Here is a 25,027-nt window from a genome sequence, read left to right as displayed (position 1 = left end):
ATCGACACGCTCGGCAAGCGGTACTTCGGTACCGACCGGGACTTCAAGTCCAACCTCGACCGCAGCGCCCGCCGCGCGGCCTGGCGGATGATCCGTCGGGAGGAAGGGCTGGACGACTTCTGAAGCGAGTGGGGCCCGGTGCGTGGGTATCGCACCGGGCCCCAGTTGTCGTACGTCCGCCGATTCAGTGCGCGGCGGCCATCCGCACGAAGCCGTCCCATGCCTTGACCCCGACAGCCAGCACGGGGCCGACACAGCGCTTCGAGTCTCGGACGAGGACACCTTCGCTGGTTGCGGCAACCTCCAGGCACTGGCCGCCTTCAGCGCCGCTGTAACTGCTCTTGAACCAGGCCAGTTCAGTGGCCACTGACTCGCTTACCGCGGCGTTCATAGCTCTCCCAGCAACTTCGCGATGTGGTCCAGGCTCTCCTGCGGGCTGAGCGCCTGGCTTCGGATAATCCCATAACGGGCCGCCGCAAGGCTCGTCTCATCGCGCCTAGTCAGAAGATTGCTGCGTCCCTGGACCTCGGCATACATGAACTGCTCCCCACCCCGCCGGGTGATCACCGTGAACGGGCCGTCCACCCCGGCGTTGTCCTCCCGGGCCAGCGGCATCACCTGCAGCTCAACGTTACGCTTCTCGCCGATCAGGAACAGATGCTCAAGCTGCCCTCGGAGCACGGCCTTCCCACCGAGCAACCTGCGCAGCAAGGACTCTTCCATGACGAAGCTCAGAAGCGGGGCGGGCCAGCGATTGAAGATCTCTTGTCGCGCGAGGCGAGCGGCAACTCGGAGTTCAATCGTTTCCTCGTCCAGCAACGGGCGGCGCATGGCAAGGATGGCCCGCATGTACTCCTCGGTCTGAAGGAGCCCGTTGACCACGAGCGTGTCGTACGCACACAGCTCAACCGCTTCCGCCTCCAGCCGAGCCATGTCTCTGAAGAACGACGGATACTGGGCCCGAGCCACCTCCTCCTTCAGGGCCGTCAGCAACCCCCCGGCCCCCAACACCTCATCCGCCTTCTCAATGAACTGAGGCTGCGGAATCCGCCTCCCCTGCTCAATAGACGCCACCGTGTCCGCCGAGTACCCCAGCCGCTTCCCGAACTCCGCCCGCTCCAGCCCCGCCCGCGTCCGCAGCAGCTTCAACTGCCGTCCGAACGCGGTCACCACACCCGTCCCCGGCTCATCCTCCGGCCGCTGCTGCCGCCGCGCCGCCGTCTCCTCGTCCCGCACCTCGGTCACCGCTGTGCCGCCTCTCCCCGCGTACCGTCCCGTACAGCGCCCGCGCCCGCTCCGTACGAAGGTCCGTAAGCGGCGCGTCACCACTGGTCACGCTAGGCCACAGCGCGCCACCGTGAGTGCATGACCGCAACACAATCACCCGTCACGGTGCACCAGTTCACGATGCGCTTCAGCTCCACCCCGCGCGGCGCCCGCCGCGCCCGGCGCATGTGTGAGCACTGCCTCGACGCCTGGCGTCCCGTACGACAGCGACGCCCACGACGTCGTCACGCTCGTGGCCGCGGAGCTGTGCGCCAACGCCGTCCAGCACGGGCACGTCCCGGGCCGGGACTTCCAGGTGCATATGACGGCCTCCCCGTCGACCCGCACCGTACGGATCGAGGTCACCGACACCCGTGGAGAGAACGTCCCCCTCTCCCCGCCGACCCGTCACCGGACGGCGAGAGCGGGCGCGGCCTGCTGCTGGTCGCGGCGCTGGCCGACCGCTGGGGCTGTTCGGCGCGCGCCGGAGGCGGGCCCGGCAAGACGGTCTGGGCCGAGTGCACCGCTTACCCGGCATGACCTGATCACGCAAGCGGCACCCCCGCAGGTTGGACGCGCACGACCTCGCCCGGAAGACTGACCCCCGAACACATCGGAGACTCTGAAGACCTCTGAAGTCGTCTTCGGACACTCGACGCGGGCGGGGGCCAGGACCAGGTGCCGGACGGACGACGGATCGCGGGGCGCTACGAGCTGCTGGAGCAGTTCAGTCACGGGGGCATGGGGGACGTGTGGCGCGGCTACGACGCCGTGCTGGACCGGCCGGTCGCCGTGAAGCTGATCCGCCCGCAGGCCGTGACGTCGCCGCATCTGGCGGAGGAGTTCGCGAAGCGGTTCCGGCGCGAGGCCCGGGTCACCGCGCGCATCCAGCACCCGGGGGTGCCCCAGGTGTTCGACGCGGTGCTCGACGAGTCGTACGAGCAGCTGTTCCTGGTGATGGAACTGGTCGACGGCGTGCGGCTGACCGCGTACGTGAGCCCGGACCGGCCTCCGCTCCCCGTCAGCTGGGCGGTGGCCGTGGCGGCGCAGGTGGCGACCGTGCTGTCGTACGCGCACGACGTGCCCGTCGTCCACCGCGACCTGAAGCCCAGCAACGTCCTCGTCGCCCGGGACGGCACGGTGAAGGTGCTGGACTTCGGCATCGCGGCGATCCTGCGCACGGACGTCACCAAGCTGACCGCCACGGGCAGTCCGGTTGGCACGTACCAGTACATGGCGCCGGAGCAGGTGCGCAGCGCCCGGGTGACACCACACACAGACCTGTACGCGCTCGGGTGCGTGCTGCACGAACTGCTCTGCGGACAGCCGCTGTTCGCGGGGGACAGCGAGTGGCAACTGATGATGCAGCACGTCAACGCGGCCCCGGTGCCGCTGCGCCGGCTGCGGGCCGACGTACCGGAGGCCCTGGAAGAACTCGTCCTGCACCTGCTCCGCAAGGCGCCCGAGGCGCGCCCGGCGGACGTGCAGGAGGTGTACGAGCGGCTGCGCCCCCACCTGCCCGTGCCCGGCGAGGAGTCCGAACCCGAGGCGGCGGGGCTCGCCGGGGCGCCCGACCCGACCGGGATCTTCCGCCGCCCCTACGCGCCCCGCTCGCGCGCCGGAGCCACGGGCGCGCGGCAGAACGCGGCCGGCGCCGGGCCGGACGCGGTTCCAGCACCCGTGCTGCCGCCCGCCCAGCGTGACGAGCTGCGGGAGCAGATCCGCGAGGTGTACGAGCACTGCGCCGCGCTGTGGGACGAGGACCGCTTCTCGCAGGCGGCCGAAGTGGTCGGCGAGATGATCGAGGCGGCCGCCCGGGTGCTCGGCGCGGAGAGCAAGGCGGTCCTCGCGCTCCGCAGGCGCCGGGCGTTCAGCCGTCAGCTTGCGGGTGATCACCGGTCCGCGTTGCCGGAGTTCGAGGCCCTGGCGGACGCGTATGGGCGTGTCAGCGGGCCGAGCAGCGAGGAGGCCCTGGACTGCCGGGCGCAGGCGGCGCGCTGCCGTGGCGAACTCGGGCAGGTGACCGAGGCGCTGGCCGGGCTGCACGGTGTGCTCGACGCCGTCCGCGCCGTCGACGGTGACGTGAGCGAGAACGCGGTGGAGCTGCGCCGCGACATCGGCATGCTGCTGCTGGCCCAGCAGCGGGCGGCGGAGGCGTACGACGTCCTGGAGCCGCTGCACACGGACCTGTGCGTGGTGCTGGGCCCGGACGACGAGCTGACCGCCGAGGTGGCCGAGACCCTGGCGGTGATCCGTCTGGATCTCGACGGCGACAGTGCCGGTTCCTCGGCCTGACCTGGCCTTTGCCCGCACCGCGGGCGGCCGGGGCACTAGGATCTCCGCATGCCGCAGCTCGCCTTCGACATCGGTTTCTTCGCCGAACTCCCCAAGCTCCAGCCCCCGGTGAGAAAGGGTGTGCTCGACGCCTGGGAGAAGTTCAACCGGCTCACTCTGGACCAGCTCTTCCAGGATCAGGGTCTGAAGCTGGAAAGCCTCGTGAAGGCGAAGGACAAGCAGATCCGGACGATCCGCATCGACCAGTTCTGGCGTGGTGTAGTGCTCGCACCGCCCTCCGGGGACACCTTCGTCCTGCTGAGGGTCATGGCTCACGACAAGGCCATCGCCTGGGCCATGAAGCAGAAGTCCAGCATCAACGAGGTCACGCGCGCGGTCGAGATCCGGGACGCGGCGACCCTGGACGAGATCACGCCGGCCTATGAGCGGGTGGCCGAGTCGTCGCCGAAGCCCCGGCTGTTCGCGAAGTTCTCCGACGGGGACCTGAAGGCTCTCGGCATCGACGACGAGACACTGCGGCAGGCCCGGTCGCTCGTCGACCAGGAGCAGCTGGACGTCTTCGCGCCGCTGCTGCCGCAGGACCAGCGGGAGGTGCTGCAGTACCTGGCCGCGGGCTGCACGGTGGAGGAGGTCTGGCAGGACATCGTGGCGCCGGCGCTTCAGGCATCCACGCAGCCGGTGGACACGCGAGACTACGAGACCGCGATCCAGTACACCCGGGCGCGTATCGCGCTGGTGACGGCTCCCGAGGAGCTGCGGGACATCCTCGAGAAGCCCTTTGCGGCCTGGCGGGTGTTCCTGCACCCCTCCCAGCGGAAGGTGGCCTACCGGGCGTCGTACTCGGGCCCCGCGCAGGTCACGGGCGGGCCTGGCACCGGCAAGACCGTTGTCGCGCTGCACCGAGTGAAACACCTGCTCGGCCACCTTCGCGAAGGCGACCGCATCCTCCTCACCACCTACACCAACGCGCTCGTCGGCGCACTCCGATCGGGCCTGGAGTCCTTGGTGGACGACCCGGAGCTGCGCGCACGCGTGGACACGTCCACCGTCGACGGCTTCGCGAGCCGGGTCGTCGCGGAGGCACCGGACGCGGTCCCGCTGCGGCCGCTGATGAACAACGAGGAGGTGAGCCGCTGGGGCAAGGCCGCCAAGGTGACGGGCTTCACCGGCAGCGCGCAGTTCCTCGCCCAGGAGTACCGGCATGTCGTCCTGGCGCAGGGCATCACCACCCTGGCCCAGTACGAGGCGGCGGACCGGCGGGGCAGGGGCAGCCGGCTGACAACCGCCGAGCGGCCGCTGGTGTGGGAGACGGTGGAGCGGTTCACGGCCGACCTGGCCGCGGACGGGGCCCGGACCTGGCTGCAGACGTGCGCGGAGGCGGCACGGCTGCTGGAGGCGACGGGGCCGCCGTACCGACACGTCGTGGTGGACGAGGCGCAGGACCTCCACCCGGCGCAGTGGAGGCTGCTGCGCGCGGCCGTCCCCGCCCGCCCGGACGACCTGTTCATCGCGGGCGATCCGCACCAGCGCATCTACGACTCGCGGGTGTCGCTGAAGTCGCTGGGCATCAAGGTGGCCGGACGGTCGGTGAAGCTGCGCAAGAACTATCGCAGTACCCAGGAGATCCTGCGCTGGTCCACCGCCCTGCTGATCGGCCGCCCGATCGCCCAGCTCGAAGACGAGGGCCGCAACGAGACCCTGCTCGGTTACCGCTCCGCCCTCCACGGCGACGGCCCCGTCGTACGGGACGCGTCGACCGAGGAGGCCGAACTGGACCTGCTCGTCGAGCAGGTGAAGGCGTGGATGGACGCGGGTGTCGGCGCCGGGGAGATCGGGGTCAGCGCCCGGTTCAACAAGACGTGCGCGAAGGCGGTCGCCCGCCTGAAGGACGCCGGCGTTCCCGCCGCCACCCTGCGCGCCGCCGACGCCTCCACCCAGGACGGGACGACCGTGCGCGTCGGGACCATGCACTCGTTCAAGGGCCTGGAGTTCCGCTGCGTCGCGGTCATCGGCGTCACCGAGGACGCGCTGCCGTTCCCTAAGGCGGTCACACCGCCCGAGGTGGACTCCAAGCAGCACGAGACGGACATGCTGTCGGAACGCTGCCTGCTGTTCGTCGCCTGCACAAGGGCCCGCGACAGCCTGTACGTCTCCTGGTCGGGCAAGCCCAGTCCGTTCCTGGTGGAGGCCGGAGTGTAGAGCGAGTTCCTCACTGTCTGGTTCTGCCGACATGGGTCAGGCAGACTCTTCGTCAGAGCTTCGTGTCCCGCACAGGACACGGGACACGGAACAAGGCGATCGCCACCCGTGGCGCCTCCGCCGCCGGCGTTGACGTGGCGCACCGTCACGACCGGGGAGCAGGGCGAGGCACGGCGGAGTTCGCGCGGCAAGGGGGGCCGATCGTGAGTGCTCAGGAAACGCACTTCCAGGGTGCAGAGATCTTGCAGAGCACACGTACTCATGTCCGCTGGACCTTGCAGAAGCTTTCCGCACCGGTTTCCTTCTCCTGCCATCAATGCGGCAGGGCAACCACGGACACAGTGGTCGCCATCAAGACGACGAGTGCGGGCAGGAAACTCGCCCACTGCGCGGACTGCCACCTTCAAAGGTTCACCAGCGCGGCCAGTACCCATGAGCCTCATGCCCCGGCCGTCGTCACTGCCTCGGCTCCTGACGGTGCAGAAGGTGCAGCGACCTCCAGGCTCGACCAGACGGTACTGATCCGGCAACCGGACCCGGGTCAACCCCATGACGTAGTCGAGACGGCCTCCGAACTGCAGTGGACGTTCGTGATCCGCCGACATCACGTGGAGCACGGGCAGTGTCCGCTCCCCTCGCAGGCCGCACGTCGGATCCGGACGGCCAAAGTCGTGCACCTTGACCACGGCGGCGGCTTCCCCACAGTGTTGCTGGATTCGCTACGCAAGAAGGTCACCAAAGAGCACCTCCAAGGGATCCGATGGCCGTCGGAACTCTTGCCCGGCACACGGGTCACGGCCAATCTGGACCGCAGCCGGCTGCGGCTGTCTCTCACCCTCCTGGAACGTCCTGTCTTCATCGCGAAGAGGCGGTTCTCTTACGCGTACGACCATCGGATCATCGCCCGTGAACTCCCGACGAGCCTGGCCCACAGCCCAGCGGGCATCGGTGTCTCGCTCGAGGTGCTCGTGCAGGAGACAATCCGCAAACTCGGCTATCTCGACGAGGCGGGCAGCGCGCTTCTGCCGGTGGAGAACCTGATCCGCGGCGTACGAAGCCGTGGCATGTCCCACCAGTACTCGAGCGACGCGATCCGCGCTTCGGTGAACGGGCTCATCAACCGAAGCCGCCTCACCTGGAAAACAGGAAGCTGCGCGGCCGACGGCGTTCTTCACTTTCCGGCCCGTCCGGGCGAGAGAACGGTCCGCCTCGTCTGCTACACGCCCTTCGTACTGCCCAAGCCGAAGAAGCAGCGGGTCGTACATCTGCCGAGCGCCTCTTCACGGCACCGCGTCGCGGGGCACCTGATGAAGATCGAGCACCTGGGCAAGCAGGCCAGCGATACGGCCCGGGCCGCGTACGCCGAGGCTCATCGCAGCGCCGGCCTGACCGGGACTCATCAGCTGCCGAAGGAACACACCTACGTCAAACCTCACAAGCGCGGAGGCCTGACATAGGCAGGCAGATGGAGGGGCCGTCCACTATCGAATGCTCTGCAGCAACCGCCCCGTGGCAGTGACGGTCCAGAACGTCCATCCGTTCCGATTCGGATTGACGTGCGGGTTCAGGGCGTGGACCAGGGCGACCGCCGCCCCGCTGGGAGTCTCGTACTCGCCTCGGCCCGGACCGGAGGGGATCCTCACGACGCGGGACGCGGGATCGTAGTAGGCGTCGACGCGCCGGCCTTCGTAGGTCGCGTGGATCTCAACACCGTACTTCGTGCGAAGTTCTTGGACCTCCGCCCCGACGAGCGTGGGTGCGGTCGGGCCCTCCACGATCAGCTGCTCGTCGGCAGGCAGCTCGTCGGTGTCCCGGTGGGTGGCCTGTGCGTCGTAGCGGGGAAGACCGAGCAACTCGTTGAGGACGTTGGCCAGCAGACTCCGGCGTGCGGCCAGGAAGTCGGGGAATCGGTCCAGGGACCGCAGCTCCGGATCGCCGGGGATCCACTGTTCGGCCAGGCGCTCCGGCGCGATCCCCGCCATGTAGTCGACGGGCAGCCTGGAGGAGATCATCTTGTTCGTCTGACCGGTGACGAAGGCCAGGTTGGCGAGGCTGTTCCACTCCTCCTTCGCGTATGTCCCCTGGACTCGGGCACGCGGGAACACGTGGTGGAATTCGATCTTGGCGCCGCTGTTCATCGGCTGGTCGCTGATAGCGATGTTGGTCGCCCAGTCCCGCGCCGTGCCCCGCAACGCGGCGATGTAGAGCAGTTTGAAGAAGGGATGCGTGGAGTACTTCTGCTCCAGGTCCCTCGGGTGGAGGGCGCTGTCCCGGGACCGGGTGCCGGAGGCCCGGCGGATGAGTTCGGCGAACAGGCCCTCTCCCTCACGCGATTTGATCAGCCTTGCCTCCGCGTCGAGTTTGCCCTCGACCTGCAGCGAGTAGTGGCTGAACGCCATCGCCGTGTACACCCAGCGGCGCAGTAGCTGAGCCTCCCCCGGACGGAGCTTGCCGTCCCGGTGGTGCAGCAGCAGGGCGGGCACGATGGTGACGTTCGGTGACGAGAGGACCTCGGACCGGGGGATCGCGCACTCGCCCTTCAGGAAGTCGATGGCGAAGCGCAGCGCCCTCTCGGTGGCGTGCCAGGCCTCCTTCAGCGCGGCTTCGTCCATGTCCGCCCCGATGAGCTTGATGTGATGGGCGCCGGTTCCCGCGAGGAGGCTCGTTAGACGCAGGACGGCTTCCCTGTTCAGGGCGAAGTTGCTGTCCTGCAGCTCCTGGTGGAAGGCGTCCATGGTGTCCAGGCCGTCGGACCACCGCGCCGCGATGGCGCTGTAGACGAGGTCACCCTTGGACAGCCTTCGACCGCCCTTGTTCAACCGGGCGAAGAGTTCGGCGACTTCCTCGTAGTCGTCGGACTCGTAGGTGATGACGGCGATCTCCTGCCTGCGGATGTCGTGCACCTTCTGCAGGCGCTGCATCCATGCGCCGAAGTGCGGGGCGGAGTACTCGATCCCGGCCGCGTTGAGCACCTCGTGGTACTGCACGTTCTCCTGCAGCAAGGTGGAAACACGGAACAGGAGCGGGTCCTTGCCTTGGATCGCACTCGGGTTGACGAACTCCTCGGTGCGCACATCGAAGCGCAGGTCGATGAGCCGGCCGTCCGCCTTCGACTCCGGCCGGTACACCCAGGCGAGGGAGGTCAACCGCTGTTGCCCGTCCAGCAGGTAGAGAGGCTGGTGCGCGGACTTGTCGGCCTGGACGACGGCAGCCGTCTTGAAGGGGACGGTCAAATTGGTCTTCCACAGCAGCAGGGCACCGACAGGGTAGCCCCGGTAGAGGGAATCGAAGAGATCACGTACGTCGGGCCTCATCCAGACGAAGTCGCGCTGGATGGAGGGAATGACGACCTTGCCCTGCAACAGGTCCTCGATTTGAGAAGCGATCCTTTGGTTTGCCAGCCCCATGCTGCCCCCAGCCTGCGTGTGCTCCGCCACACACACGCTATCAACTGCCGAGAAGGGCCAACTGCGGCCGAGCGGAACCAGTTTCGCTTGCCAGCGTTGTCGCGTCCCCCGCTCGGCCCTCCGGATGCCCGTACGCACGCCCCTACGCCGAACTGGCAGACAGCGGACCGCACGACACGCTGATCGGGTACAGCTCGGCCCTGCACGGTTTGGGACCACGCGTCCGCGCGGCGGCGACGGAGGAGGCCGAACTCGACGCCCGGGTCGAGCAGATGCGTGAGTGGGTGGACGGCGGTGCCGCGCACGAGGAGATCGGTACCTGTGCGCGGTCATAGAGACTTGCGAGAAGGCCAAGGACCGCTCGATCGCGGCCGGGGTCCCCGCAGGCCGGGTGGTCCGTGCGTGAGTCGCCCGCCGACGACGCAGACAACGCGGGCGCCATGCACACTTTCAAGGGCTCGAGTACCGCTACGCCGCCGTCGTCGGCGTCGACGCACCCTGCCGAACCCTTCCGCCGCCACCCCGCAGAAGCTCGACCGGCTCCAGCACGAGGCCGCCCTCGCCGCGGAAGCTGCCTGCCGTTCGTCGCCTACACCTGGGCCCGGGACAGCCTGTACGTCTCGTGGACCGGGCAGTCGAGCCCGTTCCTGATGGAGGCCGCGTGCGGAACGGGGTAGCCGACAGAGTCTGCGCGTCATCCCTGAACCGGACACGCACCAGCGAACCGAAGCGGTTTGACGATGCTTTCACCCGTATGGGAAGGTGTAGCCGTTTCAGCTCGTGTAAGGCGGCGCGGCGAAGGACGTCGTGACGCGAAGGGGTGGACGGGCGGTGGCGAGGGGGATGCGGCTTCAGCCGCCCACAGGCTGCCGGGAAGCCGGCGACCGGAATCCTTCTCCTGCCCGCAGCAGTGCGGGATGCCCCCGGCGGGGCGCTCGCGGAAGGAGCATGTGATGGCCGACGAGAAGACTCCTGATGAAGGAGCGGCCGAGAAGGCCGGGCAGTGGGTCGCTGAGCTTGCGGAGAAGGTCATGGTGAACGGCGTGGGGCCGATCACGGGGTCGGCAACCTGGGCCGAGGACCGTCTTTCGCGTCGACAGGGTGCCGATTACCGGGCACCTGGTGACGATGAGCGCCACTCTCCCGAGGACATGAAGGACGACATCGACGCGGTCGTCGCCCGCCTTATCAAGGAGTCCGTGGCCGCAGCCGGGGCTCAGGGGTTCATCACCGGACTCGGAGGTCTGCTGACCGCAGGCGTGACGATACCCGCGAACGTGGCCGCATCCTTCGCCGTCAACATGCGGATGGCCGGCGCCATCGCGCACCTTCGGGGATGGGACATCCGTGATCCGCACGCGCGGACCGTCGCGATGATGCTCGCGATCGGGATGAGCACGCAGCGCGTCCTCGCGGCCTTCGGGGTGAAGGCAGGCCAGAAGTTCGGCGAGCAGATGATCAAGAAGATCCCGATCACCATGATCCGGGCGATCAACAAGAAGGCAGGGACCCACCTGGTCGCGAAGTATGGGACCCAGCGCGCTGCGATCACGCTCGCCAAGGGGATTCCAATCCGGGGGGGCCTTGTCGGAGGGGCTGTGGACGCAGGAGCGACTGCTGTTATCGGGCGGGCCACGGACAAGGCCATGCGTGGCGACACCCTGCGGGCCGAGGAACCGAAGTAACGAAGAAGCGAACCAGGTGGACCAGCGCGCGCCTCTTCCTCGCTGGGCGTGGAGGAGCAGCGGGAGGACTTCCGGCACTACCTGCGCTCGTCGCCGCCTGCCCTTGTCAGACCTCGTCCAGGTCGTGGGCGGTGCTTGCAGATGTTGCAGAGCCTGTCGACAGGCACGTCACCGTCATCCCGGAGGTCGAAGTCCTCGCCCCAGAGCCTGCTTGGTCCCGAAGGCATGGCCGGCCTTCCCCCGTGATGATGGACACGCGTTGGTGCGTCATGCGGCGAGCGTGAGCTTAAGCCGCGTCGTGTCGCCGTTCGCATTCGTCGGGGCCGGGGCGGCCGTTGGCGAAGTGTCTGCGGCGGGTGTTGTAGCAGGCCAGTCAGGCGAAGACGGTGACCTGCAGGTGGCAGCGTCGCCTGTAGACGCGGGCTCCGCGGAGGGTCTCCCGTTTCCGAGACGCATGGAACCGCTCGCAGGCCGCGCTGTTCGCGCTGCTGCCGACCGCGCCCATCGTCCGGTTGACCCCGAGCTGGTCGCAGAGGCTGGCGCGAAGGCCCCGAACCGTATTGGGCCCCGTGATCGGAGTGGAAGAGTGCCCCGTCCACGCCGCCGCGGGTGCGGGCGGCCATCCGCAGGGCGTCGGCGGCCAGGTCCGTGCGCATGTGGTCGGCGATGGACCAGCCCACGACCTTCCGGCTGAAGCAGTCCAGGACCGTCGCTATTCTGTGGAATCTGTGACCTGCTGTTTCGTCATTGGGCGCCTTGTCGGACGTCGACGATCAGCAGCAGCGCGCAGGGGGTCGGCCGGTTCAGTCGCGAGGGCTGGCGCCGGCGGGAGTGGGGACCTCGGATAGCCGACTGAGGAGTCCGTCGAGGGCGGCCTGACCGTCGTCGACGGCGGCGCGTTCGTCGTCGGTCAGCGGGGTGGAGATGAGCATCCGCTGCAAGTGGTCGGCCTTTTTGATGTGATCCTCGCGTAGTGCAGGGCGCTGGTCGGGCTGGGTGTCCGAGCCATGCCTGCAGTTCGAAGTGAACCGTTCCTACCCGCGCCTCGCCCGCTACCCGGCCGCCCTCGCCGCCGGACCCGACCCCGCTGTCGTCACCCAATGGACTAACGACACCCAGCACGACAAACGGACGGCCCTGGCAAAGCCCAAATGCTACGAAACCGCGACCGTAAGGTCGATGCCCTCGCATCCGTATCGTTATAGCGAGTGTCCGAGGGGGGACTTGAACCCCCACGCCCGATAAAGGGCACTAGCACCTCAAGCTAGCGCGTCTGCCATTCCGCCACCCGGACCAGGTGGTCGGCCCCGGTCTCCCGCGGCGACATGGACAACAATACCAGGGGTTCCAGGTGCCTCTCACCCACATTTCCCGTGGTCAGACGCGCCCGCGAGGAGCCGGACGGGCACCCCACAGCGTGTATCCACGCATGCGCACTGCGTGAGACTACCGTCGCCTGCGTGAGGATTCGCACCCATCGGCAGCCCCGTCCGCTCTCCCCGCTGCGAGAGCATCTGCGCGACACCTTCTGGTTCGCCCCCACCCTTGCGCTCGTTCTCGTCTGCGTCGTGTGGGGTGCGGCCGACGCGCTCGACGCGGCGCTCCTGGACGCGCTCCAGGACGACCAGGACGACGAGGCCGTGCGCACGCTGATCTCGTGGGCCGAGGACGCGAAGACGATCGTGACCACGATCAGCTCCGCGATGATGACCTTCATCGGTGTCGTCTTCAGCATCTCGCTGGTCGCCGTCCAGATGGCCGCGGGCAACTTCAGTCCCCGCGTCGTACGGATCTTCATCAGGAGCCGGGTCAGCAAGCTCACCTTCTCGGTGTTCCTGTCGACGTTCCTGCTCTCGCTGCTGGTGCTGACCGCGTACGACAGTGAGACCGATCCGCGGAAAGTGGCGTCGGTGCCCCTGATCCAGGGTGCGCTGACGCTCCTGATGGTCGGGCTCAGTCTGCTGCTGTTCATCGCCTATGTGACGCAGACGCTGCAACTGATGAAGGTGGGCCCGGTGGTGGCCCTGGTGACCAAGGAAGCGATGAGCATCCTCGCCAAGATGCCCGCGCACGATTCGGAGCCGGCGACGCTGCCCCCCGAGGTGACGCGGGTCGCTCATCAGGGGCGGTCCGGAACGCTGCGGGACGTGCACGTCGCCCGGCTCGTGCGAGCCGCGCGGCGCAGGGGCGTGGTGCTGCGGTTGATCCCGCGGATCGGGGACTTCGTGGTGCCGGGTACACCGGTGCTGGCCGTGCACTGCGAGGTGGAGAGAGTCCCGTCGCTCGCTGTTCTGCGGTCCGCCGTGTCCGTCGGCGTGGAGCGTACGTTCCACCAGGATCTCGGGTTCGGGTTGCGGCAGCTGTCCGACATCGCGCTGCGGGCGTTGTCGCCGGCCGTGAACGATCCCACCACCGCCGTGCAGTGCGTCGACCGGATCGTGCAGTTCCTGGCGGCGGTCGCGCACCGGCCGCTCGGGGACGTCCAGCACCGGGACCGCAAGGGCGTGGTGCGGCTGGTGCAGGACGTTCCCGAGTGGGGCGATCTGGTCGATCTCGGATTCGTGGAGATCCGGCGTCACGCCGTCGGATCTCCACAGGTGTCGCGACGGCTGGTGGCCGGGTTCGACGATCTGCTGCGGCTCGTGCCTGCCGAGCGGCGCGAGCCGCTGGAGCGGCACCGTGTGTTGCTGATGCAGGCCGTGGAGGGCAGCCTGCCCGAGGCGGCCGAGCGCGCGTTCGCTCTGGAGCCCGACCGCCAGGGCATCGGATAGGGGTCTGTCGCTCGGATCGGGTCGGATCCGAAAGGGAGCCCAGGGCTCAGGCGTTCAACTGGTACTCGGGGAAGTTGCCCGGCAGCCGCTCCCCCGCCGGCCCCTCGGTCACCGCACGGACCAGCAGTTCACCGCCGACGAACGCGCCGCGCCAGGACGCGCCGAAACCGCCGAACAACTCGTCGCGGTCGCCCCGCGAACGGGCCTTGCCGTGCCCGGTCTTGAAGGCGCGGATCTGCGGGGCGAGCCGCGCGAACGTCGCCGGGTCGTCCGTCGAGAGCGTGGCGACGAGCGCCCCGTTGGAGGCGTTCATCGCGGCGAGCAGTTCGGCCTCGGTGTCGACGAGGACGATGGTGTCGACCGGACCGAAGGGCTCGGCGTGGTGCAGCGGGGAGGACGGTGGCGGGTTCAGCAGGGTGACCGGGGGCAGGTACGCGGAGGTGTCCTGGCCGGGGAGGAAGCGGCCGTCGGCGAGGGTTCCGCGGTACAGCGGGACCGCGCCGCGGTCGATCGCCTCCGCCACATGGTCGCCGAGCTCCTTGGCCTTGGCCGCGTTGATGAGCGGCCCGAAGTCCAGGGCGGGCAGGGGGTCGTCCGGACTCTCGACGCCGAGCGGGTGCCCGGTGCGGATGGAGCGCACGGCCGGCAGATACGCGGCCAGGAAGTCGGCGAACGCCTCGCGCTGGACGACGAATCGCGGATAGGCGGTGCAGCGCTGCTTGCCGTAGTCGAAGAGCTTGGGGATCGCCGCGGTGAGGGCGGGCCAGTCCGTGTAGTTCCAGATGCCCCAGGTGTTGAGGCCCTCCTGCTCCAGGATGTGGCGCTTGCCGAGGTCGGCGACGGCGGTGGCGATACGGGCTCCGGTGTCGCGACCGCCGACGAAGGACACGCAGCCGATCTCGGGCGAACGGACCAGTGCCTCGGACAGTTGGCTGCCGCTGCCGCTGACGAGGGTGAGCGGTACGCCCTCGCGGGCGGCGAGCGCGCAGGCCAGGGTGAGGCAGGCGACGCCGCCGTCGGTGGGGGCCTTGGCGATCACCGCGTTGCCGGCGAGTGCCTGCACGAGCATCGCGTGGACGAGGACGGACATGGGGTAGTTCCAGCTGGCGATGTTGGAGACCGGGCCCTGAAGCGGTGAACGGCCTTCCAGCATCGGCTCGATGCCCCCGACGTACCAGCGCACGCCGTCGATCGCACGGTCGACGTCGGCCGTGGCGAGCCGCCAGGGCTTGCCGATCTCCCAGACGAGCAGCAGGGCGAGCAGTTCGCGGTGTTCGGTGAGGGCGTCGAGCGCGGCGGCCACGCGGGCGCGGCGCTCGGGGAGGGAGATGTGGCGCCAGGCACGGTGCTGATCGAGCGAGGCGCGGACGGCCTGCTGCGCGGTGGCCGCGTCGAGGCGGGGCGGACCGGCGAGGGGACCGAGGTCGACCGGGCCGGCGGCGGGGAGGGGCCGGCCGTCGGCGTGCCACTGCGCGGCCCAGAGGTTGAGGACGCGGTCGTCCCTGAAGGCTTCGGGGGCGACGGTGGTGCAGCGCTGCCAGGCATCGCTCCAGGCGGTGCCGGGCTTGAGGGTGAGGGTGGGCGCCATGAGGTGTTCTCCGCTCGCTACGAGTCGTACGGGGCGGGAGTTGTGGCAGGGGGCGGCCGGCTCGCACACGCCGGTCGCCCCGCTCAGGTCCTCTCCAGAACCTGGTGCCCGAAAGGGTTACCCGTAGGTAGCCTCAAGTAAAGAGGGCATGTCAGCCGATGGGCCGCGCGAGCCGCGCAAGGACGAGCCGGGAGGTCTCGCTGGGTGTGGATCCGACCTGGACACCTGCCGCTTCCAGGGCCTTCTTCTTGGCCTCGGCGGTGCCGCTGGACCCGGAGACGATCGCTCCGGCGTGGCCCATCGTCCTGCCCTCGGGTGCGGTGAAGCCGGCGATGTATCCGACGACGGGCTTGGTGACATGCTCGGCGATGTAGGCGGCTGCCCGCTCCTCGGCGTCGCCGCCGATCTCGCCGATGAGCACGATGAGTTCGGTGTCGGGGTCGTTCTCGAAGGCGGCGAGGCAGTCGATGTGGGTGGTGCCCACGACGGGGTCTCCGCCGATGCCGACCGCCGAGGAGAAGCCGATCTCCCGCAGTTCGTACATGAGTTGATAGGTGAGGGTGCCGGACTTGGACACCAGGCCGATACGGCCCGGCTTGGTGGCGATGTCGGCGGGGATGATGCCGGCGTTGGACTGGCCGGGGCTGATCAGGCCGGGGCAGTTGGGTCCGATCACGCGGGTGCCGCGCTCGGCGGCGTACGCCTGGAAGGCGACGGCGTCGTGGACGGGGATGCCCTCGGTGATGACGACGGCGAGCCCGATTCCTGCGTCGGCGGCCTCGGTGACGGCGGCCCTGGCGAACGGCGGCGGCACAAAGACGACCGTGACGTCCGCGCCGGTGGCCGCCATCGCTTCGCGCACCGTCCCGTACACGGGGACGGCCCGTTCGTCGAAGTCGACGACGGAGCCTGCCTTGCGCGGGTTGACGCCGGCGACGACCTCGGTGCCGGCGGCGAGCATCCGGCGGGTGTGCTTCATGCCTTCGGAGCCGGTCATGCCCTGGACGACGACCTTGCTCTCCTTGGTGAGGAAGATGGCCATGCTTCTCGGTCCCTTCGGGTGGCGGGTCGGCGGCTCAGATGGCGAGGTCGGCGGCCTGGCAGGCGGCGCCGTCCATGGTGGTGGCCTGCTGGACGAGGGGGTGGGCACGGTCGTCGAGGATGGCGCGGCCCCGGGCGGCGTTGTTCCCGTCGAGGCGGACGACGAGAGGTTTGGTGAGCCGTACGGTGTCGAGGGCCTGGACGATTCCTTCGGCGACGGCGTCGCAGGCGGTGATCCCGCCGAAGACGTTGACGAGCACGCTGTTGACGTCGCGGTCGGAGAGGATGACGGACAGTCCGTCGGCCATGACCTGGGCGGAGGCTCCGCCTCCGATGTCGAGGAAGTTCGCCGGGCGGGCACCGCAGCCGGCGACGACGTCGAGGGTGGACATGACGAGGCCGGCGCCGTTGCCGATGATGCCGACCGTGCCGTCGAGTTTGACGTAGTTGAGGCCCTTGGCGGCAGCCACCGCTTCCAGTGGATCGTCGTGCAGGGCGCTGTCGTCGGTGCCCCAGCGGGCCTGGCGGAAGCGGGCGTTGTCGTCGACGGTGACCTTGCCGTCGAGGGCGAGGATGTCACCTGCGGAGGTGCGCACGAGGGGGTTGACCTCGACGAGGAGGGCATCCTCGCGGACGAGCACCTGCCACAGGGCGGTCAGGACGGGGACGGTCGCGGCCGGGAGTGAGGCGGCTTCGGCGATCTCGGCGGCCTTGGCCTCGGTGACGCCCTCGGCGGGGTTGATCGGGATCCGGGCGACGGCCTCGGGGCGGGTGGCGGCGACTTCCTCGATCTCCATGCCGCCTTCTGCGGAAGCGATGGCGAGGAAGGTGCCGGCGGCGCGGTCGAGGACGTAGGAGACGTAGAACTCGCTGTCGATGTCGACGGGTTGGGCCAGCATCACCTTGCGGACGGTGTGCCCCTTGATGTCCATGCCCAGGATCTGACGGGCGGTCACTGTTGCTGCGGCGGCGTCCGCTGCCACCTTGACCCCGCCGGCCTTGCCGCGACCACCGGTCTTGACCTGGGCCTTGACGACGACGCGGCCGCCCAGCCGGGCCGCCGCCTCACGTGCTTCCCGGGCCGAGTCGGCGGTCTCGGCGGCCGGTACGGGGATGCCGTACTCCGCGAAGAGTTCCCTTGCTTGGTACTCGAACAGATCCATGCCGGGCTCCCAGTGCTTCGTCCGAAACGAATGAAAGTGCCGCACGCCCCCTGGACACCACCCACCGGATGCGGGATAACAAGCTTCATACAGTATTCGTCGACTGTATGCAATCTACCGCGAACGGCACTGAGACCACCGCGAAGCACACCGGAGCAACCTCACCGACTCCCCTACGAAGGGACAGGACTTCGCCATGCCAGACGACAGCCGCGACAAGGACCAGGAACTCATCTCGGGTGGGCACCTGGTCGCCAAGGCACTCAAAGCGGAGGGCGTGGAGGTCATCTACACGCTCTGCGGCGGCCACATCATCGACATCTACGACGGCTGCGTGGACGAAGGCATCGAAGTCGTCGACGTACGGCACGAACAGGTGGCCGCGCATGCTGCCGACGGCTACGCGCGCCTCACCGGCAAGCCCGGCTGCGCGGTCGTCACCGCCGGACCCGGCACGACCGACGCGGTCACCGGCGTCGCCAACGCCTTCCGCGCCGAGTCCCCCATGCTGCTCATAGGCGGCCAGGGAGCCCACACGCAGCACAAGATGGGCTCACTGCAGGACCTGCCGCATGTGGACATGATGACGCCCATCACCAAGTTCGCCGCCACCGTGCCGGACACGGCACGCGCGGCCGACATGGTGTCGATGGCCTTCCGCGAGTGCTATCACGGCGCGCCCGGTCCCTCGTTCCTCGAGATCCCCCGCGACGTACTGGATGCCAAGGTACCTGTGGAGAAGGCACGGGTGCCCAAGGCCGGGCACTACCGGGCCTCGACACGCAGCGCCGGTGACCCCGAGGCCGTGGAGAAGCTCGCCGACCTGCTCGTACAGGCCGAGAAGCCGGCGATCCTGCTCGGCAGCCAGGTATGGACGACGCGCGGCACCGACGCGGCGATCGAGCTGGTGCGCACCCTGAACGTGCCCGCCTATATGAACGGCGCCGGCCGCGGCACCCTGCCGCCCGGGGACCCCCACCACTTCCAGCTGTCCCGGCGCTACGCGTTCTCCAACGCCGACGTCATCGTCATCGTCGGTACTCCCTTCGACTTCCGTATGGGATACGGGAAGCGCCTGTCACCGGACGCCACCGTCGTGCAGATCGACCTCGACTACCGCACCGTCGGCAAGAACCGCGACGTCGACCTCGGCATCGTCGGCGACGCCGGCGTCATCCTGAAGTCCGTGACCGAAGCCGCGTCGGGCCGGCTCAACGGCGGGGCCGTCAAGCGCAAGGCATGGCTCGAGGAGCTGCGCGCCGCCGAGCAGACCGCGCTGGACAAGCGTCTGCCACAACTGCGCTCCGACGCCTCCCCCATCCACCCCTACCGTCTGGTCAGCGAGATCAACGACTTCCTGACCGAGGACTCGATCTACATCGGCGACGGCGGCGACATCGTCACCTTCTCCGGCCAGGTGGTGCAGCCCAAGTCCCCCGGCCACTGGATGGACCCCGGACCGCTCGGCACCCTCGGCGTCGGCATCCCCTTCGTACTCGCCGCCAAGCAGGCCCGTCCGGACAAGGAGGTCGTCGCGCTCTTCGGTGACGGGGCGTTCTCCCTCACCGGCTGGGACTTCGAAACACTCGTCCGCTACAACCTCCCCTTCGTCGGGATCATCGGCAACAACTCCTCCATGAACCAGATCCGTTACGGCCAGGCGCAGAAGTACGGCCTGGAGCGAGAGCGCATCGGCAACACCCTCGGCGACGTCCACTACGACAAGTTCGCCCAGCTGCTCGGCGGTTACGGCGAGGAGGTGCGCGATCCGGCCGACATCGGTCCCGCACTGCGCCGTGCCCGTGAGTCCGGGCTGCCCTCACTGATCAATGTGTGGGTGGACCCCGACGCGTACGCGCCCGGAACCATGAACCAGACGATGTACAAGTGAGGAGCGTCGGCCATGACCAAGGCTCTGGAGGGCATTCGCGTCCTCGACATGACTCATGTCCAGTCCGGCCCCTCCGCCACGCAGCTGCTCGGCTGGCTGGGGGCGGACGTGGTGAAACTGGAGGCCCCGAGCGGCGACATCACGCGCAAGCAGCTGCGTGACCTCCCGGACGTCGACTCGCTGTACTTCACGATGCTCAACTGCAACAAGCGGAGCATCACGCTCAACACCAAGACGGAGCGCGGCAAGGAGATCCTCACGGAGCTCATCCGCCGCAGCGACGTGATGGTGGAGAACTTCGGCCCCGGCGCCGTGGACCGCATGGGGTTCACCTGGGAACGGATCCAGGAGATCAATCCTCGTATCGTCTATGCCTCCATCAAAGGGTTCGGGGACGGTCCGTACACCAACTTCAAGGCGTACGAAGTGGTGGCCCAGGCGATGGGCGGATCCATGGCGACCACCGGCTTCGAGGACGGACCGCCGCTGGCGACGGGGGCCCAGATCGGCGACTCGGGTACGGGAATCCATGCCGTCGCCGGGATACTGGCCGCGCTCTTCCAGAGGGAGAGCACCGGACGAGGGCAGCGGGTCAATGTGGCCATGCAGCATGCTGTGCTCAACCTCTGCCGGGTGAAGCTGCGCGATCAGCAGCGGCTGGCCCATGGCCCGCTCACCGAATATCCCAACGAGGACTTCGGCGACGAAGTTCCCCGCTCGGGAAACGCTTCCGGCGGCGGCCAGCCGGGCTGGGCGGTCAGGTGCGCGCCCGGTGGCCCGAACGACTACGTCTACGTCATCGTCCAGCCGGTGGGCTGGCGGCCGGTCTCCGAGCTGATCGGGCGGCCCGAACTCGCGGACGACCCCGAGTGGGCGACGCCGGAGGCCCGGCTGCCGAAGCTGGGGAAGATGTTCCAGCTGATCGAGGAATGGTCATCCACGCTCCCGAAGTGGGAGGTGCTGGAGCGCCTCAACGCCCACAACATCCCCTGCGGGCCGATCCTTTCGACGAAGGAGATCATCGAGGACGCGTCCCTGGCCGCCAACGAGATGGTCGTGGAGGTCGAGCATCCGCATCGTGGCTCGTTCACCACGGTCGGCAGCCCGCTGAAGCTGTCCGACTCCCCCGTCGACGTGGTCACGTCACCGCTGCTCGGCCAGCACAACGAAGAGGTGTACGTCGGCGAGCTGGGGCTCGGCGACGAGGAGTTGCGCCTGCTCAAGTCGAACGGAGTCATCTAGTGACGCAGGAACTGCAGCGCAAGGACGCGGTACGGGCGATCATCGCGGGGGCGCTCGCGCAGGGCCGTACGGCGCTGACCGCCCCCGAGGGCAAGGCGGTCACCGACGCGTACGGCATCCCCACGCCGGCCGAAGGGCTGGCGGAGACAGCCGACGAGGCGGTGGCGCTCGCGGACCGGATCGGCTTCCCGGTCGCGATGAAGATCGTCTCGCCGGAGATCCTGCACAAGACGGACGCGGGCGGTGTGCAGATCGGGCTCGCCTCCTGTGCCGAGGTGCGGGGCGCGTTCACGGCGATCGTCTCCAACGCGAAGGCGTACGACCCGAATGCCCGGATCCTCGGCGTCCAGGTGCAACAGATGGTGCCCACGGGGACGGAGGTGCTCGTCGGTACCGTCACGGATCCCACGTTTGGGAAGATTGTCGCTTTCGGTCTGGGCGGTGTGCTGGTCGAGGTGCTGAAGGACGTCACCTTCCGACTGGCACCGGCCTCGAAGGACGACGCGCTGTCGATGCTGGACGGCATCCAAGCCGCCGAGATCCTGCGCGGGGTGCGCGGCGGCGCGGCGGTGGACCGGGATGCACTGGCCGATGTGGTCGTCCGTGTCTCCGAACTGACCGCGGACTTCCCCGAGATCGCGGAGGTGGACCTGAACCCGGTGTTCGCCTCGGCTGACGGGGTGATGGCCGCGGACGTCCGGATCCTGCTGAGCGACGAGGTCCCGGCCGCGCGGCGCAGATACTCCCGGGAGGAGATCCTCGCCACGATGCGGCGGCTGATGCAGCCGCGTTCGGTGGCGGTGATCGGCGCCTCCAACGAGCAGGGAAAGATCGGCAACTCGGTCATGCGGAATCTGATCGACGGAGGTTTTCCGGGCGAGATCCATCCGGTGAACCCCAAGGCCGATGACATACTCGGCCGTAAGGCGTACAAGAGCGTGATGGACGTGCCGGGTGAGCCCGATGTGGCGGTGTTCGCGATCCCCGCGAAGTTCGTCGCCTCCGCGCTGGAGGAGGTCGGCCGCAAGGGCATCCCGAACGCGGTGCTCATCCCGTCCGGCTTCGCGGAGACCGGTGAGGTCGAGCTGCAGGCCGAGATCGTCGAGATCGCCGAGCGTCATGGTGTGCGCCTGCTGGGGCCGAACATCTACGGCTACTACTCGACCTGGCAGGACCTGTGCGCCACGTTCTGCACCCCGTACGACGTCAAGGGCGGTGTGGCGCTGACCTCGCAGTCCGGCGGCATCGGCATGGCGATCCTCGGGTTCGCGCGGGCCACGCGTACGGGTGTGTCGGCGATCGTCGGGCTCGGCAACAAGTCCGACCTGGACGAGGACGACCTGCTGACCTGGTTCGGTGAGGACCCCAACACCCAGTGCATCGCGATGCATCTGGAGGACCTCAAGGACGGGCGGGCGTTCGTCGAGGCGGCGCGTGCGACCGTGCCGAAGAAGCCGGTGGTGGTCCTGAAGGCGGGCCGCACCGCGGCAGGCGCGAAGGCCGCCGGTTCCCATACGGGCGCGCTGGCCGGCGACGACGCGGTCTACGAGGACGTGCTGCGGCAGGCGGGGGTGATCCGCGCGCCGGGGCTGAACGAGATGCTGGAGTACGCGCGTGCGCTGCCCGTGCTCCCCACGCCACAGGGCGACAATGTCGTGATCATCACGGGCGCCGGCGGATCCGGCGTGCTCCTGTCGGACGCGATCGTCGACAACGGCCTGTCCCTGATGGAGATCCCGCCGGATCTGGACGCCGCGTTCAAGGCGTTCATCCCGCCGTTCGGCGCGGCGGGCAACCCGATCGACATCACCGGTGGCGAGCCGCCGTCCACGTACGAGGCGACGATCCGGCTGGGTCTGGAGGATCCACGGATCCATGCGCTGGTGCTGGGCTACTGGCACACGATCGTCACGCCGCCCATGGTCTTCGCGGAGCTGACGGCGCGTGTGGTGAAGGAGTTCCGGGCGCGCGGCATCGAGAAGCCGGTGGTGGCCTCGCTGGCCGGCGATGTGGAGGTCGAGGAGGCATGCCAGTACCTCTTCGAGCACGGCGTCGTGGCGTATCCGTACACGACGGAGAAGCCCGTCGCGGTGCTCGGCGCCAAGTACGCGTGGGCACGGTCTGCAGGGCTCCTGGGAGGCGATCGATGATCTGAGCATCGGCTCGAACCACGGGGTCTGCGGTGACCGCTCGCCGCAGACCCCGGCGCGAAGAGAACGGACAGGGGGCGCTGGCCAGACTTCTTCCACGCAAGGGGTTCGATCACCATGACGACAACCGACATCTCCACATCCGTCCCCTTCAGGGAGGTGACGGACGCCAACGGGCGCATGTACCGGATCGGCGAGTCCGATATCGACATCATGGGCCGCAAGCGCAAGTGGATGGTCATCCTGCCCTGGGTGGGCATGATGGGCATCAGCTCGGCGGAGTACGCGTTCGCGTCCGCCGAGGAGACGCTGCACACCGCACACAGCTGGAGCAGTCAGCACATCTTCTGGATGCTGGGTGTGTGGGTGTTCTTCCAGGCCGCGGTGGCCTTCCCCGCCGGAAAGCTCCGTGAGAGCGGCAGGCTTCCGGCCCGGTGGGCGATGATGCTGGGCGCCGTGGGCACGCTGCTAGGCTATCTGTCGCTCGCCTACGCTCCGCATGTCGTCGTCGCCTACCTGGGCTTCGGCATGTTCAGCGGTATGGGCGCCGGCATGGTCTACGCGACCTGCGTGAACATGGTCGGCAAGTGGTATCCGGAGCGGAAGGGCGGCAAGACCGGCTTCGTCAACGGCGGCTTCGCCTACGGTTCGGTGCCGTTCGTGTTCATCTTCACCGGCTTCATGGATCTGACGAACTTCCGCTGGGTGCTGGTGTCGGTGGGGCTGTTCCTTGCCACCATGGTCGCCGTTGCCGGCTACTTCTTCCAGGACCCGCCGAAGAACTGGTGGCCGGCGGAGGTCGACCCGCTGAGGAAGCCGGACGACCCGCGGGCACGGCGGGCGCTGGAGAAGAACCCGCCTGCGGTGAAGCAGTACACACCGATCGAGGCCTGGCGTACGGGCCGGGTGGGGCTGATGTGGTTCTGTCTGCTGTGCACCTCGGGAGTGAACATCTTCGGCATCGCATTCCAGGTGCCGTTCGGTGACGAGGCGGGGTTCGCGGGCGGGATCGTGGCGACCGCGATGTCGCTGAAGGCCATCGTCAACGGAACCGGCCGCGGTGTCATCGGCTGGCTGTCCGACCGCTACGGCCGCAAGGAATGCCTGATCTTCGTCTGCATCGTGCTGGGCCTGTCGCAGTACGGCATTCTCTGGTCGGGCAACATCAACAACCTGCCGCTGTTCCTGCTGTTCTCCAGCATCTCCGGCTTCGGCGGCGGCGCGATCTTCCCGATGTTCGCGGCGATGACCGCGGACTACTTCGGCGAGAACAACAACGCCTCCAACTACGGTCTGGTGTACAGCTCGAAGCTGGTGTCGGGTCTGCTGGGCTCCGGTATGGGCGCGGTCGTCGTGGGTGCCTGGGACTACGCGGGTGCCTTCATCCTGGCGGGTTCGATCTCGCTGTTCGCCGGTGTGGTGGCGCTGTTCCTGTACCCGCCGGGGCGTGAGCGCCCTGGCGGGATCGTGCCCAACCCGCGGCCGATCAGCCGCGACATGGGGTGATGTCGGGCAAGGGAAAATGCGGCCGGGTGGCCGTGGCGGCCGGGAGACCGGTCACCACGGCCACCCGGCCGTTTTTCCGTGGACCTTACGACAGCTGACCGTCGTAGTCCGGGAGCTTGAACGCCCGCTCGGCGTGGCCGCCGACGATGTCGGTGGTGTTGTTGCCGATGTTGGCGATGATCGTGTAGCCCTTCGCCTCGATCTCGGCACGCTTGCCGGTCTTGTACTCGCTGACCTCGTCGAAGAGGTCGGGCAGATCGCGCACGTACAGGCCGTCGACCGGGTAGCCGGCCTTCTTCAGGTTCCAGTCGGTGAGATGGTGGATGATGCCGGGGCGAGCGGTGACGAAGAAGATGGCCACGCCTCGGGAGTCCGCGTAGCGGGCGAGGTCCCGGACGTCCTTGATTGCAGGGGTCGGCAGCTCCCAGAAGGGGTGGAAGTGCGTCTCCAGCGACGTGTTGTCGATGTCGAGGACGATCGCCTGCTTCTCGCCGGAGGCGTTCGCCGTCCGCTGCTCGATGTACGGGCGTGCCTCGGCGACAACGGCAGCCACGTCGCGCTGCCAGGTGCCGTAGTCGACGCTCTGCGTCGCGGTGGCGTGCGTGGCGGCGGGGGCCGGCTGCTGCTCGGCAGCGGTGGCCGATGCGACCGGAGTGAGCGCGAGAACGGTCGTCGCGGCGAGCGCCGTCGTGGCGCGGACCGTCCATGTGCGTGCATGCATGGGGGGTCTCCTGGGTGTGGAGGCAGCTCAGGGAGCCGTTCGTCATGATCGAACGAACGGGTTGACATGCTCGCGCTTAATGATGGACGGCAGGCGTCATTC

General features: G+C 68.5%; 18 protein-coding genes, 1 tRNA gene and 2 pseudogenes. 11 read left to right on the top strand and 10 right to left on the bottom strand.

Translation table 11 applies throughout. The features are described from left to right. Positions 1 to 184: 184 nt before the first annotated feature. Positions 185 to 391: a DUF397 domain-containing protein gene (locus AC067Z_RS30855; protein ID WP_478792939.1), complete on the bottom strand. Its 207-nt coding sequence runs from the start codon at positions 389 to 391 to the stop codon at positions 185 to 187. After that, the gene (locus AC067Z_RS30850) at positions 388 to 1,236 is read right to left on the bottom strand and encodes a helix-turn-helix domain-containing protein (RefSeq protein WP_478792945.1); all 849 of its coding nucleotides are present in this window, start codon (positions 1,234 to 1,236) and stop codon (positions 388 to 390) included. The genes AC067Z_RS30855 and AC067Z_RS30850 overlap by 4 nt, the downstream gene beginning before the upstream one ends. A gap of 171 nt (positions 1,237 to 1,407) precedes the next feature. Between AC067Z_RS30850 and AC067Z_RS30845 the strand changes: the two are divergent. The 4 genes and pseudogenes from AC067Z_RS30845 to AC067Z_RS30830 all read left to right on the top strand — a co-directional run bounded on the left by AC067Z_RS30845 (position 1,408) and on the right by AC067Z_RS30830 (position 7,217). Then, positions 1,408 to 1,806: pseudogene (locus tag AC067Z_RS30845) on the top strand (ATP-binding protein). Between the two features lie 201 nt (positions 1,807 to 2,007). Continuing rightward, positions 2,008 to 3,561, top strand: coding sequence for a serine/threonine-protein kinase (locus AC067Z_RS30840; protein WP_478792944.1), 1,554 nt, complete (start codon positions 2,008 to 2,010; stop codon positions 3,559 to 3,561). Between the two features lie 48 nt (positions 3,562 to 3,609). Beyond that, complete coding sequence (locus AC067Z_RS30835; protein WP_478792938.1) at positions 3,610 to 5,760, top strand: UvrD-helicase domain-containing protein; 2,151 nt, start codon at positions 3,610 to 3,612, stop codon at positions 5,758 to 5,760. A gap of 203 nt (positions 5,761 to 5,963) precedes the next feature. Further along, positions 5,964 to 7,217, top strand: coding sequence for a hypothetical protein (locus AC067Z_RS30830; protein ID WP_478792937.1), 1,254 nt, complete (start codon positions 5,964 to 5,966; stop codon positions 7,215 to 7,217). A 24-nt stretch (positions 7,218 to 7,241) separates the two neighbouring features. Here AC067Z_RS30830 and AC067Z_RS30825 read toward each other — a convergent pair whose 3' ends face one another. Beyond that, entirely contained in the window at positions 7,242 to 9,167 is a 1,926-nt protein-coding gene (locus tag AC067Z_RS30825; protein WP_478792936.1) for a GmrSD restriction endonuclease domain-containing protein, read from the bottom strand. A gap of 209 nt (positions 9,168 to 9,376) precedes the next feature. Between AC067Z_RS30825 and AC067Z_RS30820 the strand changes: the two genes are divergently transcribed. Both AC067Z_RS30820 and AC067Z_RS30815 read left to right on the top strand, forming a co-directional pair. Continuing rightward, positions 9,377 to 9,502 carry a hypothetical protein gene (locus AC067Z_RS30820; RefSeq protein ID WP_478792935.1) on the top strand — a complete coding sequence of 42 codons (126 nt, stop codon included), beginning with the start codon at positions 9,377 to 9,379 and terminating at the stop codon, positions 9,500 to 9,502. 618 nt (positions 9,503 to 10,120) lie between these two features. Then, positions 10,121 to 10,852, top strand: coding sequence for an EcsC family protein (locus tag AC067Z_RS30815; RefSeq protein WP_478792934.1), 732 nt, complete (start codon positions 10,121 to 10,123; stop codon positions 10,850 to 10,852). Between the two features lie 77 nt (positions 10,853 to 10,929). Here AC067Z_RS30815 and AC067Z_RS30810 read toward each other — a convergent pair. The 3 genes and pseudogenes from AC067Z_RS30810 to AC067Z_RS30800 form a co-directional block, all read right to left on the bottom strand. Then, a pseudogene (locus tag AC067Z_RS30810) lies at positions 10,930 to 11,574 on the bottom strand (DDE-type integrase/transposase/recombinase); the annotation flags it as partial. Between the two features lie 81 nt (positions 11,575 to 11,655). Further along, positions 11,656 to 11,793 (bottom strand): hypothetical protein, encoded by a 138-nt coding sequence (locus AC067Z_RS30805; RefSeq protein ID WP_478792933.1) that lies wholly within the window; start codon positions 11,791 to 11,793, stop codon positions 11,656 to 11,658. Positions 11,794 to 12,061: 268 nt separating this feature from the next. After that, positions 12,062 to 12,146: transfer RNA gene (locus AC067Z_RS30800), tRNA-Leu, on the bottom strand. Between the two features lie 166 nt (positions 12,147 to 12,312). Between AC067Z_RS30800 and AC067Z_RS30795 the strand changes: the two genes are divergently transcribed. Continuing rightward, positions 12,313 to 13,623 (top strand): DUF2254 domain-containing protein, encoded by a 1,311-nt coding sequence (locus AC067Z_RS30795; RefSeq protein ID WP_478792932.1) that lies wholly within the window; start codon positions 12,313 to 12,315, stop codon positions 13,621 to 13,623. 46 nt (positions 13,624 to 13,669) lie between these two features. On the opposite strand, the gene AC067Z_RS30790 is transcribed toward AC067Z_RS30795, so the two are convergent. From AC067Z_RS30790 to sucC, 3 genes are all read right to left on the bottom strand, one after another. Then, on the bottom strand, positions 13,670 to 15,211 hold the full coding sequence (locus tag AC067Z_RS30790) for an aldehyde dehydrogenase family protein (RefSeq protein ID WP_478792931.1): 1,542 nt from the start codon (positions 15,209 to 15,211) through the stop codon (positions 13,670 to 13,672). A 151-nt stretch (positions 15,212 to 15,362) separates the two neighbouring features. Continuing rightward, entirely contained in the window at positions 15,363 to 16,253 is an 891-nt protein-coding gene (gene sucD, locus AC067Z_RS30785) for a succinate--CoA ligase subunit alpha (protein WP_478792930.1), read from the bottom strand. Between the two features lie 34 nt (positions 16,254 to 16,287). After that, positions 16,288 to 17,415 (bottom strand): ADP-forming succinate--CoA ligase subunit beta, encoded by a 1,128-nt coding sequence (gene sucC / locus AC067Z_RS30780; protein ID WP_478792929.1) that lies wholly within the window; start codon positions 17,413 to 17,415, stop codon positions 16,288 to 16,290. A 196-nt stretch (positions 17,416 to 17,611) separates the two neighbouring features. Between sucC and AC067Z_RS30775 the strand changes: the two genes are divergently transcribed. The 4 genes from AC067Z_RS30775 (at position 17,612) to AC067Z_RS30760 (ending at position 24,204) form a co-directional block, all read left to right on the top strand. After that, entirely contained in the window at positions 17,612 to 19,306 is a 1,695-nt protein-coding gene (locus AC067Z_RS30775) for a thiamine pyrophosphate-binding protein (RefSeq protein WP_478792928.1), read from the top strand. Between the two features lie 12 nt (positions 19,307 to 19,318). Beyond that, positions 19,319 to 20,548 (top strand): formyl-CoA transferase, encoded by a 1,230-nt coding sequence (gene frc / locus AC067Z_RS30770; RefSeq protein WP_478792927.1) that lies wholly within the window; start codon positions 19,319 to 19,321, stop codon positions 20,546 to 20,548. Further along, positions 20,548 to 22,698: an acetate--CoA ligase family protein gene (locus tag AC067Z_RS30765; protein ID WP_478792926.1), complete on the top strand. Its 2,151-nt coding sequence runs from the start codon at positions 20,548 to 20,550 to the stop codon at positions 22,696 to 22,698. Before frc ends, AC067Z_RS30765 begins: the two co-directional genes overlap by 1 nt. A 117-nt stretch (positions 22,699 to 22,815) precedes the next feature. Further along, positions 22,816 to 24,204, top strand: coding sequence for an OFA family MFS transporter (locus AC067Z_RS30760; RefSeq protein WP_478792925.1), 1,389 nt, complete (start codon positions 22,816 to 22,818; stop codon positions 24,202 to 24,204). Positions 24,205 to 24,289: 85 nt separating this feature from the next. Here AC067Z_RS30760 and AC067Z_RS30755 read toward each other — a convergent pair whose 3' ends face one another. Beyond that, the gene (locus AC067Z_RS30755; protein ID WP_478792924.1) at positions 24,290 to 24,925 is read right to left on the bottom strand and encodes an HAD family acid phosphatase; all 636 of its coding nucleotides are present in this window, start codon (positions 24,923 to 24,925) and stop codon (positions 24,290 to 24,292) included. Positions 24,926 to 25,027: the final 102 nt, after the last annotated feature.

The sequence above is a fragment of the Streptomyces sp. NPDC043812 genome (genome assembly GCF_056436245.1).
This window is presented reverse-complemented; position numbering and strand designations above follow the sequence as displayed.

Bases quoted from the DNA above. Each gene is read 5' to 3' on its own strand.
- AC067Z_RS30855 (WP_478792939.1), bottom strand. From the start codon at position 391: ATGAACGCCGCGGTAAGCGAGTCAGTGGCCACTGAACTGGCCTGGTTC.
- AC067Z_RS30840 (WP_478792944.1), top strand. From the start codon at position 2,008: ATGGGGGACGTGTGGCGCGGCTACGACGCCGTGCTGGACCGGCCGGTC.
- AC067Z_RS30835 (WP_478792938.1), top strand. From the start codon at position 3,610: ATGCCGCAGCTCGCCTTCGACATCGGTTTCTTCGCCGAACTCCCCAAG.
- AC067Z_RS30825 (WP_478792936.1), bottom strand. From the start codon at position 9,167: ATGGGGCTGGCAAACCAAAGGATCGCTTCTCAAATCGAGGACCTGTTG.
- AC067Z_RS30815 (WP_478792934.1), top strand. From the start codon at position 10,121: ATGGCCGACGAGAAGACTCCTGATGAAGGAGCGGCCGAGAAGGCCGGG.
- AC067Z_RS30790 (WP_478792931.1), bottom strand. From the start codon at position 15,211: ATGGCGCCCACCCTCACCCTCAAGCCCGGCACCGCCTGGAGCGATGCC.
- sucD (WP_478792930.1), bottom strand. From the start codon at position 16,253: ATGGCCATCTTCCTCACCAAGGAGAGCAAGGTCGTCGTCCAGGGCATG.
- sucC (WP_478792929.1), bottom strand. From the start codon at position 17,415: ATGGATCTGTTCGAGTACCAAGCAAGGGAACTCTTCGCGGAGTACGGC.
- AC067Z_RS30775 (WP_478792928.1), top strand. From the start codon at position 17,612: ATGCCAGACGACAGCCGCGACAAGGACCAGGAACTCATCTCGGGTGGG.
- frc (WP_478792927.1), top strand. From the start codon at position 19,319: ATGACCAAGGCTCTGGAGGGCATTCGCGTCCTCGACATGACTCATGTC.
- AC067Z_RS30760 (WP_478792925.1), top strand. From the start codon at position 22,816: ATGACGACAACCGACATCTCCACATCCGTCCCCTTCAGGGAGGTGACG.
- AC067Z_RS30755 (WP_478792924.1), bottom strand. From the start codon at position 24,925: ATGCATGCACGCACATGGACGGTCCGCGCCACGACGGCGCTCGCCGCG.